Here is a 15,117-nt window from a genome sequence, read left to right as displayed (position 1 = left end):
CAAATCAGTCACAATTTTTTAACTAAATGAAAAGGAGACAGACAATGGTGCCATGGGGGAAATCAAAAAAGTTTACAGCGTTTTTAGTATCAGCAAGTATTTTCGGCAGTATGTGGATCGCACCAGTGAATGGTTCAACAAAGGTTCAAGCCGCGGAGCAAGCTCTTACTCAGGAGAATTTCGATCAAATCGCTAACGGTAAGCTGCCTGCTGGCTGGAAGTTGGTGCAGGGGGATGCCAAGGTAGTAGACGGGAAGCTGGTATTAACGTCACCATCCTCCGGCACTCCTGCCAGAGTAGTGATTCCTTTAGGAAACCAAACAGGGAATTACGTTTTTGAAGCGGATATGACGTTTCAAAGTGCCGTGGAAGACACCCGATGGGCTTCGTTAATGTATCGTGTCCAGCCGAATACATATCCGTATTATCAATTCGCTATGCGTAAAGGCACGACAGCGATGAACGGACTGGAGTTCGCCATACGGAATGAAAGCAATCAGTGGGTTGTACCGGAAACGAATTTTTATCCAGAAAATATGGCCCTCAATAAGACTTATCATATTAAAGTGATTGCAAGCGGAAACCGTGTGCAGCAATTTATCGATGGTCAGCTTATGGTGGATACAGATCAGGCCGGGAAATGGACGAATGGAGATGTTGGCTTCCAAGCGAATGGTACAACGGTTCAATTCGATAATGTAATGGTCAATACCTACTCAAACGCACTTCCGCCATTAGCGAATACGAACGCATTTTTGCCGAAAGAAGTGAAAACGAATATCGTAAATCCACCTACGATTATTTCCAAAACTGGTGCGCAGGAAGGGGCATCTTCCGTACTCTTGCAGGCCAAGCGGAACGAGCAGGGGCAATGGACTGTTGACGGGGCACCTATTGAAAAAGCTCTCGTTAACATAAAAGGAAAATTCATTCCGGTTATTCAAGTGGAAGAACATGCGGATATTGAAGGTCTCGCGAATATCCTGAAAGAAACACAGACACAGGATTTTCAGATTTTATCCAGCAATCCCGCGATCATTAAAGAAATGAGGGGTTATATTAAAACAGCCCGTGGTGCCCTTCTTTACGATAAGTCATCTTTCAATAAGCATGATATAGCTGCTTTCGCGCGTAACATTCATCATAGCGATGCGATGGTGGCGGTCATTCCGAAAAAAATTCTTAGCCCTTATCACGTTCATTATTTGCATAGCCGCGCCATTTCAGTTTGGGGAATCGGTGCCGGGGATGTCCAATCTGCCCATACGATGATCCATCTTGGAGTGGACGGCATTGTGACAGAGAACCCTTCTGCTTCCTTTGAAGCCTTGGGGCAGTATCCAGAGAATACTCTTGTGCAGCGTCCTGTGGTTGCTGCGCATCGCGGCGTACCTTCCATTGCTCCTGAAAATACAATGGCTTCTTATCGGAAGGCATATGAATTAGGAGCGGATATGATCGAGACGGACGTTCAACGGACGAAGGATGGCCAGCTCGTCATTATGCATGACTATACCGTGGACCGGACAACGAACGGAAAAGGGAAAGTAAAGGATTTAACACTTGAGCAGATTCGTGCCCTGGATGCCGGCATCAAGTTTAAGCCAGAATTTCAAGGGGAGAAGGTACCTACTTTTAAAGAGTATCTAGATGAGTTTAAGGACAAAGATGTGGTCCTCCTTGTCGAGTTAAAGGCTGATGGCATCGAGAAGCAGGTGATGGAGGAAATCGAGCAATCCGGAATGGCTGATAACGTCGTGATTCAAAGCTTTAATGCCAATCATATCCGAAACACTCACAGTATCAACCCTGAAGTGGGGACTGGTTATCTCTACTCTGCAGTTGTTCCATCAACGATTGACGCCAGGTTGAAAAAAGCTCAGCAAATGATGCAGTATGGCGCTAGTATGAACGCAACACTAAACGCAGACTATGGTAGTTTGAATCCGGAGTTCATCCAATACATGCGCCAGCGCGGATTCCTGAATATGCATTGGACGTTTAGAAACGAGGATCCGTTTGGACAAGCCTTGGAGGCTGGTGTCGTCGGACCGATCACGGACTATATCCAGTGGTTGACAGATGCCCCGATTCGTTTGGAACTTCCGAACAAAAAGGTCAACCTGAAGGTCGGAAAGTCGGCAGCGATTCAGGTGAAATCATTTGTGAACTATCGTGAAGCCAAAACGGAAAATACTCCGACGACGCTCTTTGTGAACAGCGGAGAAACGAAGGTGAAAATCGAGGGTAATACTATTCATGCAATTGAGCCTGGAAAAGTGAATGTGTTTGCGATGCATACATTCAAAATGCTTGGCAAAGAATGGCATCTAGTGTCTGAGCCGATTGAAGTAACTGTGTCAGAGTGATAAGTTAAAAAAATGCGCCTCATTCCATTGGAGGTGCATTTTTTTATGCACCAAATAACTTTGTAGTGTATTTTTTACGCTTCTTTTTTCTCTTTAATGCATTATCCTAAGGTACCTTTTGGTTGCCTTTTTATTTAAAATTTGGTTTTTCTTATTTCGCAATATGGTTTAAATGTGTCTTTGGCTCGAAGGGCGAACTAACTTAATCTCCTCGTGTACATAATTTTTTATCATAATAAAGCCTTTAATTTTGATAATTACCAATGTATAGTTACAGTCATATCATGATTAAGGAGTGTTATTTATGTTTATAAAGCTTTCAAAAGAGCAACAGCAATTAATGATCTCCGACATTCAATATTTCTTTTCTCAAGAAAGGGATGAAGAGATAACTGAATTTGCTGCAGAAAGGGTATTAGATTTTGTAAAGGAATCACTTGCTCCTCATTTTTATAACGTGGCCGTCCAAGATGCTAAAAACGTTGTTGAACAGCAATTTTCTTCACTTGAAGATGAAATACTTACTCTCGAACGCCCCATAAAAAACAAGTAAATTCTAAGAGTGGATCAATTAGATTCACTCTATACTTTTTTTATTTCGCAATTTGGGTCAACTGCGAAGTTAATAATCAACTTCTTCTACAACTTTCCTGCTGTTAGTTTAAAATAGTTGTCGTTTGGGTAATCACATTCAGCTGTTAAACGAACACTTCAAATTGTTACCTATTAAATCCCTAACTTGATTTCTACATCCACAATCCCGCTTATCTAATATTTCCTGTATTTTACCGCCAAAATTACCACCTATCTTTTCTGTAAAAATTAAATTATTTTAAAACCCCAAAAAGCGCACTCCAGAACGGAATCTAATAAACACAAAAAAATGTGATTAACGATAGATATTAATGTATCTAGTACTACTGTAGGTTTTATTATCTTATTTATAACCTTATGACAGGTCTAAATTTCGAAATCGTATAATGTTTAATGTCTCCTTGCGAAAAACTGATGATGGAGTTGACGAACTTCCTCCGCAAGTTCAGGAACAGGGCCATCTACTATGGTATCACTAATAACATCTTGAATGGACAGATTCCGAACACGCGATGGAGCAACGCCAAATTCAACTAACCATTGTACCAGCTGTTCAGATGAACTTGCATAAACGATCCGACCTAAACCAACCCAACCGTGAGCCGCAGCGCACATAGGGCAATGTTCCCCAGACGTATATACTGTCGCCTTGCTTCTTTCTTCTGGTACCATATTATTTGCTGCCCATCGCGCTATAGCAATTTCCGGGTGACGGGTATGGTCACCGCCTGCCACGTGGTTATGATCTTCAAAAAACACCTCTCCATCAGCTGAAACAAGTACTGAACCAAATGGCTCGTCACCTTTCTCCAGAGCAATTTTTGCTAATTCAACACAACGTCGCAAGTGCTTCAAATCTGTATCACTTATCATATTTTAAATCCTCCTCGCCCTTTTTTATTTATCCGTGTCTCTAAAGATTATAATGCTTGTTCAGAATCTCAATTACTAGATCTTCAATATTCATTTTCTTAGAATCTGCATCTTCTTTAATCTTTTGTTTTAATATTGAAGGAGCTGCCACAGTTAACAGTTCTAAGTCGCTATCTATATAAATCCCGTCCTAAACGCTTGTTCACATCTCCCTGATTTAATGACCCGTATATCTCTTCAAAAATTTCTTCAGATGGAATCTCTGGAATTAATATTGGTTTAACTTCAACTATTATATTCCCTTTGTTTATATTTACCTTCATGTTTTTAGGGCCCAGATATTTATAGAAAAACTCAATTATTTCATATACCAGTTCATTTTCTTCAAATATAAATTTAGCAAAGCCTCTTTTAGTGATATAAGGAATATCCTTTATAGGAATTATTGGTTCATAGCTTTTTTTCTCTATCTCATTGTATGGAATATCTTCACCGTTAACAGTAGATAAGTAAGGTTGTCCATCTTCATTTAAAGAGTGACTGCTTAGAATATGATATGTTAAAATTTAGTAAAAAGTAATTTTGAGTTTAAAAATATTAAGGAAACAGCCTGTGCATGGAGTCCGGTTATCGAGGATCATCTGGGGGAATTGAGTACATTACAACAAGAATATATCGGACTATGATAAAAGAAACTAAAGTATTTTATAAAGGAGAGGTAGTTTGAAAAAAAATTTTTGGTTGTGGAATTTATTGCCATGGATACTCTTTATTGCTATAGGCTATTCCTTGCAAAAGGAACCACCTAGTTTTAGTGAAATAATAAAGATAGTTTTGGTTTCAGCTATTTTAGGCTGGTTAGTCGGTTTAGTTATTGCTGCTATTTATAAAAACCTAAAGAAAAAAAATTATTAATTAATTCTAGTTCTTTATCATAATTGCTACAGCGAGCTACTTACTCTGTACAAAAAGCCCAATTTCTCAGCATTTAGCCTAAGAAATTGGGCTTTAAACAAAATGAACCTGCAAATAAAGACAAAAAAATTATAGACATGCAGTTTGGTGAAAAGTTTGGAGTAGATACAAAGACTCAAATTGATACTTCTAAGCTCCCTTTTTTTGAAGAAACAACAAAGTCATTTCAATTTAATAACATTACATTGAAAAAACCTATAGATTGGTCTTATGAACACGCCTTATCATTTCATTTTTTACCTGTGACAGGTTTAATGGCTACTTTGCTAACCCCTGATGGTCAACTAGGTTTGTTAGGGGGAGAAATTTTCTCTTCTGATATAAAACCAAAAAGAATGGATACATTAGTTTTAAATGCCGCGCCTTTTACGACCAATTCCAGTGAGGTTCTATATTTTAAAAGAAGTAATACAAAAGATGAGATGCTCCGTTTATTTCAACTTACTCTTTCAGGACCAAAGGATAGAGGTTTTGTTGATATCAAAGCAAAAAGTATTACATGGGTTTGTGCTGAAGAAGGTTTCTTTTTCTTAGGCTATTTCGATTCTAGGGAACCATCGGTTTCTAAGGCTTTTGGCACAATTTAGACTAAGTTATTGAGAGGACATATTTCCTAGCAATCATGCCTTGCAAAATCCTTGCTGATACAGAAAAGAGTTAGGAGAACTTCCTCCTAACTCTTTTCATCGATCTATATCCATTGCACTTTAATAGTAGCTTTTCGTACATAAGAGCCTTATTCTAATAAAATTATAGAATAAGGCTCTTATGTATCACTGAGTTAAATTTTTAATTGAGTGGGATCAGGTCCCTATCAGCTATTTAGCTGTTACCGTTAAGATGGTTTCTTCCGCGGCAGTTACAGTTCCTGCTGCCAGCGGTTTTTCTACACTTTCAATTCGAGTCAGCATTCGTAATAATAAGCGGGGTGACAATATCTTTTGCTTTTTGCTTCACTAATTCTAAATCAACAGTCACAAGCATGTCGCCCGCTTTCACTTTGTCCCCTTCCATCACATGTGTAGTAAATCCTTCACCATTCATAGAGACCGTTTCCAGTCCGATGTGCAGTAAGATTTCGGCGCCATTCACCGCCTTAATCCCAATCGCATGTTTGGTAGGAAAGACCTGTATCACTTCTCCATTAACCGGTGAAACAATTTTCCCTTCAGCGGGTTCGATGGCAATACCGTCCCCCATCATCAGTTGTGCAAAGACAGGGTCTGGAACATCTTCTAGTTTCACTATTTTACCTGTTGCATATGCCTTTAATTCAATTGTTTTTTCTACCTCTTCTTTTTTGCCAAATAACTTTTTAAACATCATGATCATTTCCTTTACATTAAAATTTCCCTTTATCTTACCAGTAGAGCCATCCATTTTGTGTACTTGGCCCTTCATTATAAAAATACCCCTACAGACATGATCCACAGGAGTAATGGTTGTACTTTTCTATCATAAGGTTCCATTTATGAAAAAATCAATTTATTGCACTTTTTGTCGCTTCTGTTTTTGGAATCATGTTCTTCGTTGATTCTGTTTTGAAAGTATAATTTTACATGATACAAAGGATACAACAATACCAATAATTGCTACGATTGCGGCTAGAGCCAGATTGCCCAATCCATGAAATCGTTCTATTTTTGAACCACTAAATTTTTATGGAGGTGCTATCATGTAGTCATAAATTGATACTTTTAATAAAGAAGGAGGTCCTATAAGAACTAGCGACTGGATAAGAAATCGTTGAGTTTTGGGACACTAATGGATTGGGGTATATGAAAAAGAGTGCAAAAGAGCAGTTGTACAGTAGTATACTTAAGGTAAAAGGAGAGATTTCAAAATTGAGAGAGACCATTTTAACATCCTTAAAAAAAATTGAAGAAGACTTTCACGTTAAAATTCTTTTTGCTTGTGAATCGGGGAGCAGGGCGTGGCAGTTTCCATCAAAAGATAGTGATTATGATGTCCGATTTATTTATGTGCACAAAAAGGAAGCCTATCTAGCCATTGATCCCATCGGTATTGGTTCAAAACGGGATGTTATTGAATTACCGATCAATAACTTACTTGATATTACAGGCTGGGAATTGACGAAAGCGTTGCGATTATTTCGAAAGTCCAATCCCCCATTATTGGAATGGCTTCGTTCAGGAATCGTCTACTATCAAGCTTATTCAACGATTGAGCAGTTGCAGGCGCTAAGCACAAGCATTTTCGCTCCCAACTCCTGTTTACATCACTATCTTAATATGGCAACCAATAATTTCAGAGAATATTTACAAGGGGAAGAAGTGAAGATAAAAAAATATTTTTACGTACTTAGGCCCGTTTTAGCGGCAGGATGGATTGAGAAATATCATGAGTTTCCCCCATTAGAATTTTCAACATTAGTGAATCATTTAATTCCAGAGGGTTCACTAAAGGATGAAATAAATACACTATTAAAAAGAAAATTGGCAGGAGAAGAACTGGATAAAGAGCCTAAAATCCAAGTAATCAATCAATTTCTCCATGAGGAAATCGAACGCCTTCGAAAGTATGCTAACACACTAAAGAATGATTTACCCAACTTTACACCGCAACTAGATTTACTATTCAGGGATACCCTAGAAGAGGTATGGAAGTAAGGTTAAGTTCAGGGAGACTCCACATGAAGAGGGTGCCTGCCCCCCATTAAGTTGGGGGCAACACTTGTCTTAGACGGATGGGGCATCTTTTTTCCGCTCCGCACTCTGACGTTTCTCCTTCATCATCATCACCCCCGTCAAGCCAATCACCGAGAAGATCACTGGGGTAATGAAACCGTAGGAGTATGCCTGACTAAGACTGCCGGAAGCAGGTTGAAAATGATCCAATACCGTTCCGAAAATACTTGGCAGCAAGACGGCGCTTAGAAACCCGCCCGTATTCGCAAACCCAGAAGCAAGGCCCGATTCGACGATGGGAAAAGACTTCCGAACGGCTGCAAACGTTAAGGCATTGGCTCCATATGCTAGGCCAATCACAAAGAAAAGTATCGTCAGCAAGAAGAATGGCGGATTCCCTTTAAAAAAGAGAAAGGTTGACCAGCTCATGCAAAGAATGATGTGCACGATCACGTAAGGTTGTTTAATCCGATCTAACCGGCTTGAAATCCAACTGGCCAGTGGTGCTCCGATCAGCGCTCCAATCAGACCAAGCAAAATGAGCTGACTCGCGGCTGAACGTGTCATTCCATACAAATTCATCCCATAAGGCACTGCCCATGAACCGATAAATCCTACGTAAGTTCCGACAATCCCAAAGTGACAAAGGAATAAAGCCCATGCCTGCCGGCTTGAGAAGATTCTTCGCAGTAAATCAAACGTGTTATCCTGTTTTCCCTCTTTTTTTACAATGAATGCCTCGGCAGGAAAGAGCTGCTTTGGCTTTTTCCAAAGGACTACATAAAGAAGGATTCCACATAGACACAGGACCAGTCCTGCAGAGAAAAACGCTGCCCTCCAGCCAAGGAAGTCGATCCATAAGGAGAAAGGAACAGTCGCCAGAAGGAAACCAAGACTTCCTGTCATTGCCGCCAGGCCAATCAACTGGACAAATTCCTTTACCTTAAACCATTGGCTTAAAATTAACACCATATTGACCCAGATCGTTGCATCCCCCGTTCCTGTCAGTATTCTGGCCAAAAACAGGACATATTCATGCGTGCCCACACTATATATGATGGTACCTAAACCTGTAAGGAGCGCCCCTGCGATGAGGAATACATTAGGACCAAAGCGATCGGCCAGCATGCCCATCGGAATTTGCAAACCCGTATAGACAAAAAATTGGATGCTCGTCAGCAGCCCAATCGTTGAGGCGGTTACATGGAACTCCTTCATCACCTCGTCTGTAATCAATCCCGGAGCGGTTCGCTGGCTCGCCATTAATAAATAAGTAAACAACACCGACGCAAAGACAACCCATCTGAACCTGCTATTTTGTTTGTCCACTGATTTCTACTCCTGTTAGCTTTTACTCTTATATATATGGGCTTTCGCTAACAGTAGAAACAAAAAAAGAAAGGGAGTCACTGCTCCCTTTGGCATCATTCATTCATCAATACCCTGGCAAGGATATTTAATTCGTTGGACTGTATGATGTGATAGTGACGTCCTTCCTTTTGCAAATAGCCTTTATCGCAGAATTGTGCAAGCACATATAATAAGTGGCGGTAGGAAACTCCTAAGAAATCACAAACGGTGACATGTTTTTCCTTATAAACCTCGCCATCTGCTGTTTGCAAAATAAACTCGGCAAGCCGATTTTCTAGCGGGAACGAGAGACTTTGGGTATATTTTGCCGCCATATGTGTCGATTTTACACTTAAGAACTTCGCAAGTTCACGGAGAAAGACAGCGTCTTCAAGCATTTTGCCACGACAGCGATGATAAGGAATCGCAAAGCAAACGGTTTTGGTTGAAGCTTGAATCCCTTTTGTATAATAGATGGGATTTAATAATTCCATTTCCCCGATAAACTCTTCTTCCCTTGATAAAATTAATTAAGCTGACCTTCCCATTTTGATGGGTTACATAAATTTTTGCTTTTCCTTCAATCACATAAAATAAGAAATTCGGACGCATATTCTCTTGAATGATCCATTCATCCCGTTTATATTCATGTACTTCTAAAAACTCTTCAATCGGAAAAGAGAATAGATGGGCAATCGAATATTGCTCTATATAGCGCTGCCTTTTCTCACCTTTGTAAATTTCCATTAATCTCCTCCAAGAATATGAGATATCTCCTATTATTGTACGTTTCTCCATGATATGATGCAATCATTGGAGGACGATCGAATGAATTCACAACGATGGATGAACAGACAATTTTTTACCTTTTTTATCACCTGGGGTGTTTTTCTGCCATATTGGACAGGGTGGATGATTCATACAAAAGGAATGACGGTTTCACAAGCTAGTATGATTATGAGTATGGGGCTGGTGGTTCGCGGCCTTTCTACATTATTTGTCTTTCCATATTTATCAGGGAAATTTAGCAGCAGGACCTTATTAAACGGGATGGCCATCGGCACGTTATTATCTCTTCTATGCAGTATTCCAGCGAACTCCTATACGAGCTTATTAGTTGTTAATTTACTGTTGCATTTCTTTTATCCGAGCTTAATGCCGGCATTGGATAGCGCAGCAGGCGTTCTTGTACAGCATAAACAATTAAGAGATTACGGGAAGAGCCGCTCGTGGGGATCCATTGGCTTTGTCGTATCCGGGATACTGTTAACAGTCTTTACCGGAACACTTGGAGATAAAGTAATCCTATGGGCATTATTACTTGGCACAGTAGTATTCTTTGCTTTTAGTGTCTTGCCAGCCCCTCTTGCTTTAATGGAAAAACCATCAGCCGCTAAATTGAAAAATGGCGGGATGCTTCAATTATTTCACATCAAACATTTCGGCCTCGTGCTGATTATTGTGATTTTATTGCAAGCAGCACACGCATCTTATTACAGCTATGGCTATATTTTTCTACAAGAAATCCATGCACCAAAATATTTAATTGGCATGATTCTTAACATAGCTGTGCTCGCAGAAATTATTTTCTTCCTAATCGCTGATCGATCATTTCAGAAATTTTCTGTAGGCTCCTTACTTGTACTTGCAGCATTTGGATCAACAGTAAGATGGATTCTCATATTTATCTTTCCCAATATTATCGTGTTCTGTATTGCTCAAACCTTGCATGCCTTCTCATTTGCGATGGGACATTATGCCTTTATGAAATACTTAACCAAGCATATTCCACAAGCACAGATTCCCAATGCACAAGGGATGTATTCAGCACTGGCACTCAGCTGGAGCACAGCAGTGTTTACGTTCTTAGGTGGATATTTATATGAAATCGAGCCAAGATACTCCTTTATCGGCATGATCATTTGTACCATCCCATCGATGCTGCTTGCCATTTTCTATCGGAAATTGGCTGCAAAGGTGCCTGATCCCAATAATCATAGGGAAGATTCTTGTGATCGAGTGATCCATGAACACAGTGCCCTTAAAGCTGAATAAAACAAAGCCAGTTCGAATGAAATTGAACTGGCTTTGTTTTATTTATGATAAGGTTAAAATAGAATTAAGCAGATGGATAGGTGTTTTTTTTAAAATTAACATCTTCGTTACCATTAAGTGCTTTACTTAAAAATGTCCTCAATCGAATTTGTCACACGAATGGCCCGTGGTTTATATTCAGGCGGATAGGTAACTGCCCCTTGGCCGCCAAGGTAAAAGGCTATGTCATCTTGCTTTTCAGCAAACTGATCCAATCTCCTTAGCAATTGAGGATCGGTTTCAAATGGTATCGCGGTTGTAGCGGACAACAGAACAACATCAGGTTTTAATTTGCATACCAATGATTCAATCGCCCCTGGGGCAGGGGAAGCTCCAATTAACTGGGTTTTCCATCCTTTCATCATGAAACGCAATAGGATCAGATGCAGTGGTACTTCATGATGTTCATTTGGAAGGCATGCTCCGAGAACGAATGGTGCATTTTCCCGATATTGGTAATTCCGCCGAATTTGAACCAAGAAATCCCGTACAACCAGGCTCGATACAGATTCCTGATATTCATCCCACTCGTGATTCTCCCACTTTCTCCCTACTTCTTTTAAAAATGGCACCACAATATCGGATAAGAAACGCTCTAGCCCAATATGATGATACGCCTGTCTTAAGATAATATTTAATTCGATCTCATCACAGTGTCTGCCCTTTTCAAAAAGCTGAAAGACATACTCATTCCACTGCTCATAATTAGGTAATTTCCCCTTTGGCATTGGTATTTCGGGATCTTCATCAGCCTCCTTAACAAGAAGGGCAGCTTGTTTAAGCGAGTGGCCTTGTTCGGAAAGTAATTTTACTTTTAAAAGCGTTTTGACATCCTGTTGACTATATATTCTGTAGCCATTCTCCAATCGCTTCGGTTGTATTATGCCATACCGTTCTTCCCATTTTCTAATCACTTGTTTCGATAATCCGGTCATATCTGCAACTTGCTGAATCGTAAATAATCCATGTTCATCGGATTGAATCATCCATTTCATCCCCTTACACTTATCCGATTCCCCTTAGGCATATTTAGTATAACGAATATCTATACCTTGTACAATGTGTCGCGATAACGTTATACAAAGAGACAGATCTACACTATCCTTACTAAAAAGAGAAAAATACCTGAACATCTGTATAATCTTTTTAATATTTTATTATACAAACATTTGACAAATCAAGTTATCTTAATTAATAATAGGATTAAATATTATCCATTGAAAGGGAGTGACATGGTGTTTTTAGCCTGGCAGGAAATTAAAAAAAATAAACTTCGTTTTACCTTGATTACAGGGATTTTAATGCTGGTTTCCTATCTTGTATTTTTTCTCTCTGGCCTTGCAACTGGTCTTGCTAGTCTGAATAGGGAAGCGGTTGATAAATGGAACGCGTCAGCTATTATCCTTACCGCAGAATCAGATAAAAGCTTGTACCAATCATCAATGTCGGTCAATCAGCTAAACGACATTCAAGCGAAGAAAACGGCAGTAATCGGTCAGCTAAACGCGATTGCCAGCAACGGGAACAACAAGCAAAATATATCACTCTTTGGTATTAACAACGAGGAATTTCTGATGCCTAATGTGACGGAAGGAAGGGCTTTTGAAAAAGCAAATGAAGTGATTGCTGATAATTCACTCAAAGACAAAGGATTCAAATTAGGCGATACACTATCCTTGTCCTCCAGTGATCAACAGTTAACTATTGTTGGATTTACAGACCATGCCAGGTTTAATGCTGCACCTGTTCTGTATGCTAATCTTGCAACCTTCCACCAAGTCAAATTTGGTGAAGCAGCGGATCAGAAAAAAAATCAAATTAATGGAATTGTTGTTCGCGATGGCTCTATTTCAAAATTGAGTCAAAATGATGAGCTGGACTCCATTGAGATTGAGTCATTCATTCAAAGTTTACCTGGCTATACGGAACAAAAACTTACCTTAAATTTCATGATTTACTTCCTCTTTGGTATTTCATCCATCATTGTAGCGATTTTCTTATATGTGTTGACCGTCCAGAAGATAAGTATGTTCGGGGTGATGAAAGCTCAAGGTATTTCCAGCTCGTATTTATCTTGGTCTGTTGTGGCACAAACCTTTATTTTAGCGTTTATCGGGACGGCGCTAGGATTTGCCTTTACACTTGTTTCAGGAGCTTTTTTACCGGCAGCTGTTCCGGTTTCATTTGATCTAACCTTGATGGTGTTCTATGGATTAATCCTAATGGTTGTTGCAACTGCAGGTGCCGTTTTCTCCGTCTTGACGATTGTTCGAATTGACCCACTGAAAGCGATAGGAGGATAAACCATGGCAGTATTGGAGTTACATCAAGTAAAGAAGAGTTTTGGAAGCGGTCATACGCAAGTCGAAGCCTTAAAGGAAACCGACTTTCTTGCCGACCGAGGAGAATTGATAGCAATCATTGGCCCGTCGGGATCTGGAAAAAGTACCTTTCTCACGATTGTCGGTGGATTATTATCCCCAACCTCAGGGGACGTAGTAATCAATGGGCAAAACCTAACCTCTTTGAATGAAAAAGCCCGTTCACAAATCCGACTCAAGGAAATTGGATTTGTATTACAAGCGTCTAACCTAGTTCCCTTTCTCTCCGTGGCCAACCAATTGAAACTATTAGACAAAGTGAAAAAGGGAAATATGTCGACATTGGAGCGAAATCAACTATACGAGGACTTGGGAATTGCTGACTTACTCATGAAATATCCCTCCGATTTATCCGGCGGGGAACGGCAGCGTGCAGCCATCGCTAAAGCACTGTACAGCAATCCTTCGATTATTTTGGCTGATGAACCTACAGCCTCCCTTGACTCAGACCGTGCCTATGAGGTTATGGAGCTATTAAAAAAAGTAACGAAGCAGAAAAAAACAACGACCATTGTGGTGACTCATGATATTCGGCTTGTGGGCTATTGTGACAAAGTTTACAAAATGACGGATGGTGTCCTTTCTGCGTCAATAGAGAACCATGCTAAGCGATCAAATATCCCATTCGAGGAGAAAATTAATCATCTCGTTTAACACTTGTATGTACGAATAAATAAACTCCCATCAGCATAATGATAAAAAACTGATGGGAGGTGATGACTTGAGCACTTTTTATCCTGAAAAACTATCGGTGGAATACATGGACGGTGCAACTGCTACGGAGCCCCTTATTCCAAGGCGTTACACACTAACTCACTCTGATGTGACTGGGAAACTATTTTTAAACATCGGAAATAAGTATGCCTGGGATAAAATTAACCCTATGAGAGATGAAGTTTTGGGTGAATGGAAACAATATGGAAGTTCATTGTGTTTTTGTGTTTATTTATACGTCGATCAAGGAGAATATACCCCTTCTGTTTCGGCAAAACGCAATGAAATATTTAGACGTGAATTACCACTTGCTTTAACGGCTATTAGATACGGTGATAGGATTTTATTCAACACATACCCCTATTTAGATCAAGCTCCCATCTTCATTCACTTCATGTCCGCTTATCCACAATTTGCAAGGCAGGAAAATTGGGGGGATTTCCAAAGTATTACCATATAAATCATAATGTAAAGGTCCCATTTCTGGTTCACAAGTATGCGGAGGAACCCTGCCCATGGAAATATAGCGCTATTACTTTCTGGGTTGGTCAAGCGCTTGGTAAGCTGACTGGTATTTTCCTCCGTCAGCAACTTCTGAATGATACAAAGCCTTGAGGGCATTGTTTTTTTCAAGACCATGTTCTACCTTCAACTCTTTTAGGCGTGTATGCAAGTCTTTATTATCCTTGATTAGCTGTTGCATCTGCGATTTTATATACTTCAAACTAATTTACTCCTTTCAGAACCACAATTCGTTCCCCAAGTATAGCATGAATATTTTTATTTATATAAATTTCACGTGGCATTTTCCATTAAAAAAAGCATTATCCAACTTGGGAATAATGCCTCATAATCTTACTTCAACTTCGGTGCCATCCCCTAATTTAGTATCCACTAATACGATACCCTTGTGCTTAGATAGGCTTTGCAGCAGGGGCTTCAAGTCATTTCTGTCTATTTGCGGGAAGGTAAATTTACTGCCATTCTTTTCGATCGCGTTATTAATCAAGCGATTTACTCTTTTTGAAGTAAGAATAAAACTGAACATATTTAATAAAGAATAAGGAACTGGTACGGAGAATTTTTTATCTTTCACTTTTACCCTGACTTTTAGCATAA

15 protein-coding genes and 1 pseudogene are annotated in these 15,117 nt (G+C 39.7%); 9 read left to right on the top strand and 7 right to left on the bottom strand.

The window, feature by feature from the left end:
• Positions 1-26: 26 nt before the first annotated feature.
• Both ACO1D1_RS11190 and ACO1D1_RS11185 read left to right on the top strand, forming a co-directional pair.
• Complete coding sequence (locus ACO1D1_RS11190; protein WP_423335993.1) at positions 27-2,369, top strand: glycerophosphodiester phosphodiesterase family protein; 2,343 nt, start codon at positions 27-29, stop codon at positions 2,367-2,369.
• Between the two features lie 304 nt (positions 2,370-2,673).
• Complete coding sequence (locus tag ACO1D1_RS11185; protein ID WP_423335992.1) at positions 2,674-2,922, top strand: DUF2164 domain-containing protein; 249 nt, start codon at positions 2,674-2,676, stop codon at positions 2,920-2,922.
• 431 nt (positions 2,923-3,353) lie between these two features.
• On the opposite strand, the gene ACO1D1_RS11180 is transcribed toward ACO1D1_RS11185, so the two are convergent.
• Positions 3,354-3,836: a nucleoside deaminase gene (locus ACO1D1_RS11180; RefSeq protein WP_423335991.1), complete on the bottom strand. Its 483-nt coding sequence runs from the start codon at positions 3,834-3,836 to the stop codon at positions 3,354-3,356.
• A 723-nt stretch (positions 3,837-4,559) separates the two neighbouring features.
• Between ACO1D1_RS11180 and ACO1D1_RS11175 the strand changes: the two genes are divergently transcribed.
• Together ACO1D1_RS11175 and ACO1D1_RS11170 are read left to right on the top strand one after the other, a co-directional pair.
• The gene (locus ACO1D1_RS11175) at positions 4,560-4,751 is read left to right on the top strand and encodes a hypothetical protein (RefSeq protein ID WP_423335990.1); all 192 of its coding nucleotides are present in this window, start codon (positions 4,560-4,562) and stop codon (positions 4,749-4,751) included.
• Between the two features lie 86 nt (positions 4,752-4,837).
• Positions 4,838-5,398 carry a hypothetical protein gene (locus ACO1D1_RS11170; RefSeq protein WP_423335989.1) on the top strand — a complete coding sequence of 187 codons (561 nt, stop codon included), beginning with the start codon at positions 4,838-4,840 and terminating at the stop codon, positions 5,396-5,398.
• A 307-nt stretch (positions 5,399-5,705) separates the two neighbouring features.
• Here the strand turns inward: ACO1D1_RS11170 and ACO1D1_RS11165 are convergent, their stop codons facing one another.
• Positions 5,706-6,212, bottom strand: a complete 507-nt coding sequence (locus ACO1D1_RS11165; RefSeq protein WP_423335988.1) for a PTS sugar transporter subunit IIA — start codon at positions 6,210-6,212, stop codon at positions 5,706-5,708.
• Between the two features lie 443 nt (positions 6,213-6,655).
• On the opposite strand from ACO1D1_RS11165, the gene ACO1D1_RS11160 reads away from it, so the two are divergent.
• Positions 6,656-7,441, top strand: coding sequence for a nucleotidyltransferase domain-containing protein (locus tag ACO1D1_RS11160; RefSeq protein WP_423335987.1), 786 nt, complete (start codon positions 6,656-6,658; stop codon positions 7,439-7,441).
• Positions 7,442-7,510: 69 nt separating this feature from the next.
• Here ACO1D1_RS11160 and ACO1D1_RS11155 read toward each other — a convergent pair whose 3' ends face one another.
• Entirely contained in the window at positions 7,511-8,788 is a 1,278-nt protein-coding gene (locus ACO1D1_RS11155; protein ID WP_423335986.1) for an MFS transporter, read from the bottom strand.
• A 95-nt stretch (positions 8,789-8,883) separates the two neighbouring features.
• A pseudogene (gene yeiL, locus ACO1D1_RS11150) lies at positions 8,884-9,556 on the bottom strand (transcriptional regulator YeiL).
• Positions 9,557-9,637: 81 nt separating this feature from the next.
• Here yeiL and ACO1D1_RS11145 point away from each other — a divergent pair.
• A complete protein-coding gene (locus ACO1D1_RS11145; RefSeq protein WP_423335985.1) occupies positions 9,638-10,864 on the top strand; it encodes an MFS transporter in 1,227 nt (408 codons plus the stop codon).
• Positions 10,865-10,986: 122 nt separating this feature from the next.
• On the opposite strand, the gene ACO1D1_RS11140 is transcribed toward ACO1D1_RS11145, so the two are convergent.
• Positions 10,987-11,889, bottom strand: coding sequence for a MerR family transcriptional regulator (locus ACO1D1_RS11140; protein ID WP_423335984.1), 903 nt, complete (start codon positions 11,887-11,889; stop codon positions 10,987-10,989).
• Positions 11,890-12,138: 249 nt separating this feature from the next.
• Here ACO1D1_RS11140 and ACO1D1_RS11135 point away from each other — a divergent pair, with 249 nt between their 5' ends.
• The 3 genes from ACO1D1_RS11135 to ACO1D1_RS11125 all read left to right on the top strand — a co-directional run bounded on the left by ACO1D1_RS11135 (position 12,139) and on the right by ACO1D1_RS11125 (position 14,458).
• The gene (locus tag ACO1D1_RS11135) at positions 12,139-13,206 is read left to right on the top strand and encodes an ABC transporter permease (RefSeq protein ID WP_423336015.1); all 1,068 of its coding nucleotides are present in this window, start codon (positions 12,139-12,141) and stop codon (positions 13,204-13,206) included.
• Between the two features lie 3 nt (positions 13,207-13,209).
• Positions 13,210-13,938 carry an ABC transporter ATP-binding protein gene (locus ACO1D1_RS11130; protein ID WP_423335983.1) on the top strand — a complete coding sequence of 243 codons (729 nt, stop codon included), beginning with the start codon at positions 13,210-13,212 and terminating at the stop codon, positions 13,936-13,938.
• 67 nt (positions 13,939-14,005) lie between these two features.
• Entirely contained in the window at positions 14,006-14,458 is a 453-nt protein-coding gene (locus ACO1D1_RS11125; protein ID WP_423335982.1) for a staygreen family protein, read from the top strand.
• A gap of 72 nt (positions 14,459-14,530) precedes the next feature.
• Here the strand turns inward: ACO1D1_RS11125 and ACO1D1_RS11120 are convergent, their stop codons facing one another.
• Positions 14,531-14,722: a hypothetical protein gene (locus ACO1D1_RS11120; RefSeq protein WP_149868671.1), complete on the bottom strand. Its 192-nt coding sequence runs from the start codon at positions 14,720-14,722 to the stop codon at positions 14,531-14,533.
• A gap of 123 nt (positions 14,723-14,845) precedes the next feature.
• Complete coding sequence (locus tag ACO1D1_RS11115; RefSeq protein WP_423335981.1) at positions 14,846-15,115, bottom strand: hypothetical protein; 270 nt, start codon at positions 15,113-15,115, stop codon at positions 14,846-14,848.
• Between the last annotated feature and the right edge of the window lie 2 nt (positions 15,116-15,117).

This window comes from Neobacillus sp. 19, assembly GCF_049463095.1.
GTDB lineage: Bacteria > Bacillota > Bacilli > Bacillales > Cytobacillaceae > Neobacillus.
Note: the sequence above shows the minus strand (reverse complement) of the source record. Positions and strands in the feature narration are given on the sequence as shown.

What these genes read in the sequence shown, in the direction of transcription:
- ACO1D1_RS11190 (WP_423335993.1), top strand. Translation starts at nt 27, where the DNA reads ATGAAAAGGAGACAGACAATGGTGCCATGGGGGAAATCAAAAAAGTTT.
- ACO1D1_RS11185 (WP_423335992.1), top strand. Translation starts at nt 2,674, where the DNA reads ATGTTTATAAAGCTTTCAAAAGAGCAACAGCAATTAATGATCTCCGAC.
- ACO1D1_RS11180 (WP_423335991.1), bottom strand. Translation starts at nt 3,836, where the DNA reads ATGATAAGTGATACAGATTTGAAGCACTTGCGACGTTGTGTTGAATTA.
- ACO1D1_RS11165 (WP_423335988.1), bottom strand. Translation starts at nt 6,212, where the DNA reads ATGAAGGGCCAAGTACACAAAATGGATGGCTCTACTGGTAAGATAAAG.
- ACO1D1_RS11145 (WP_423335985.1), top strand. Translation starts at nt 9,638, where the DNA reads ATGAATTCACAACGATGGATGAACAGACAATTTTTTACCTTTTTTATC.
- ACO1D1_RS11140 (WP_423335984.1), bottom strand. Translation starts at nt 11,889, where the DNA reads ATGATTCAATCCGATGAACATGGATTATTTACGATTCAGCAAGTTGCA.
- ACO1D1_RS11130 (WP_423335983.1), top strand. Translation starts at nt 13,210, where the DNA reads ATGGCAGTATTGGAGTTACATCAAGTAAAGAAGAGTTTTGGAAGCGGT.
- ACO1D1_RS11115 (WP_423335981.1), bottom strand. Translation starts at nt 15,115, where the DNA reads ATGCTAAAAGTCAGGGTAAAAGTGAAAGATAAAAAATTCTCCGTACCA.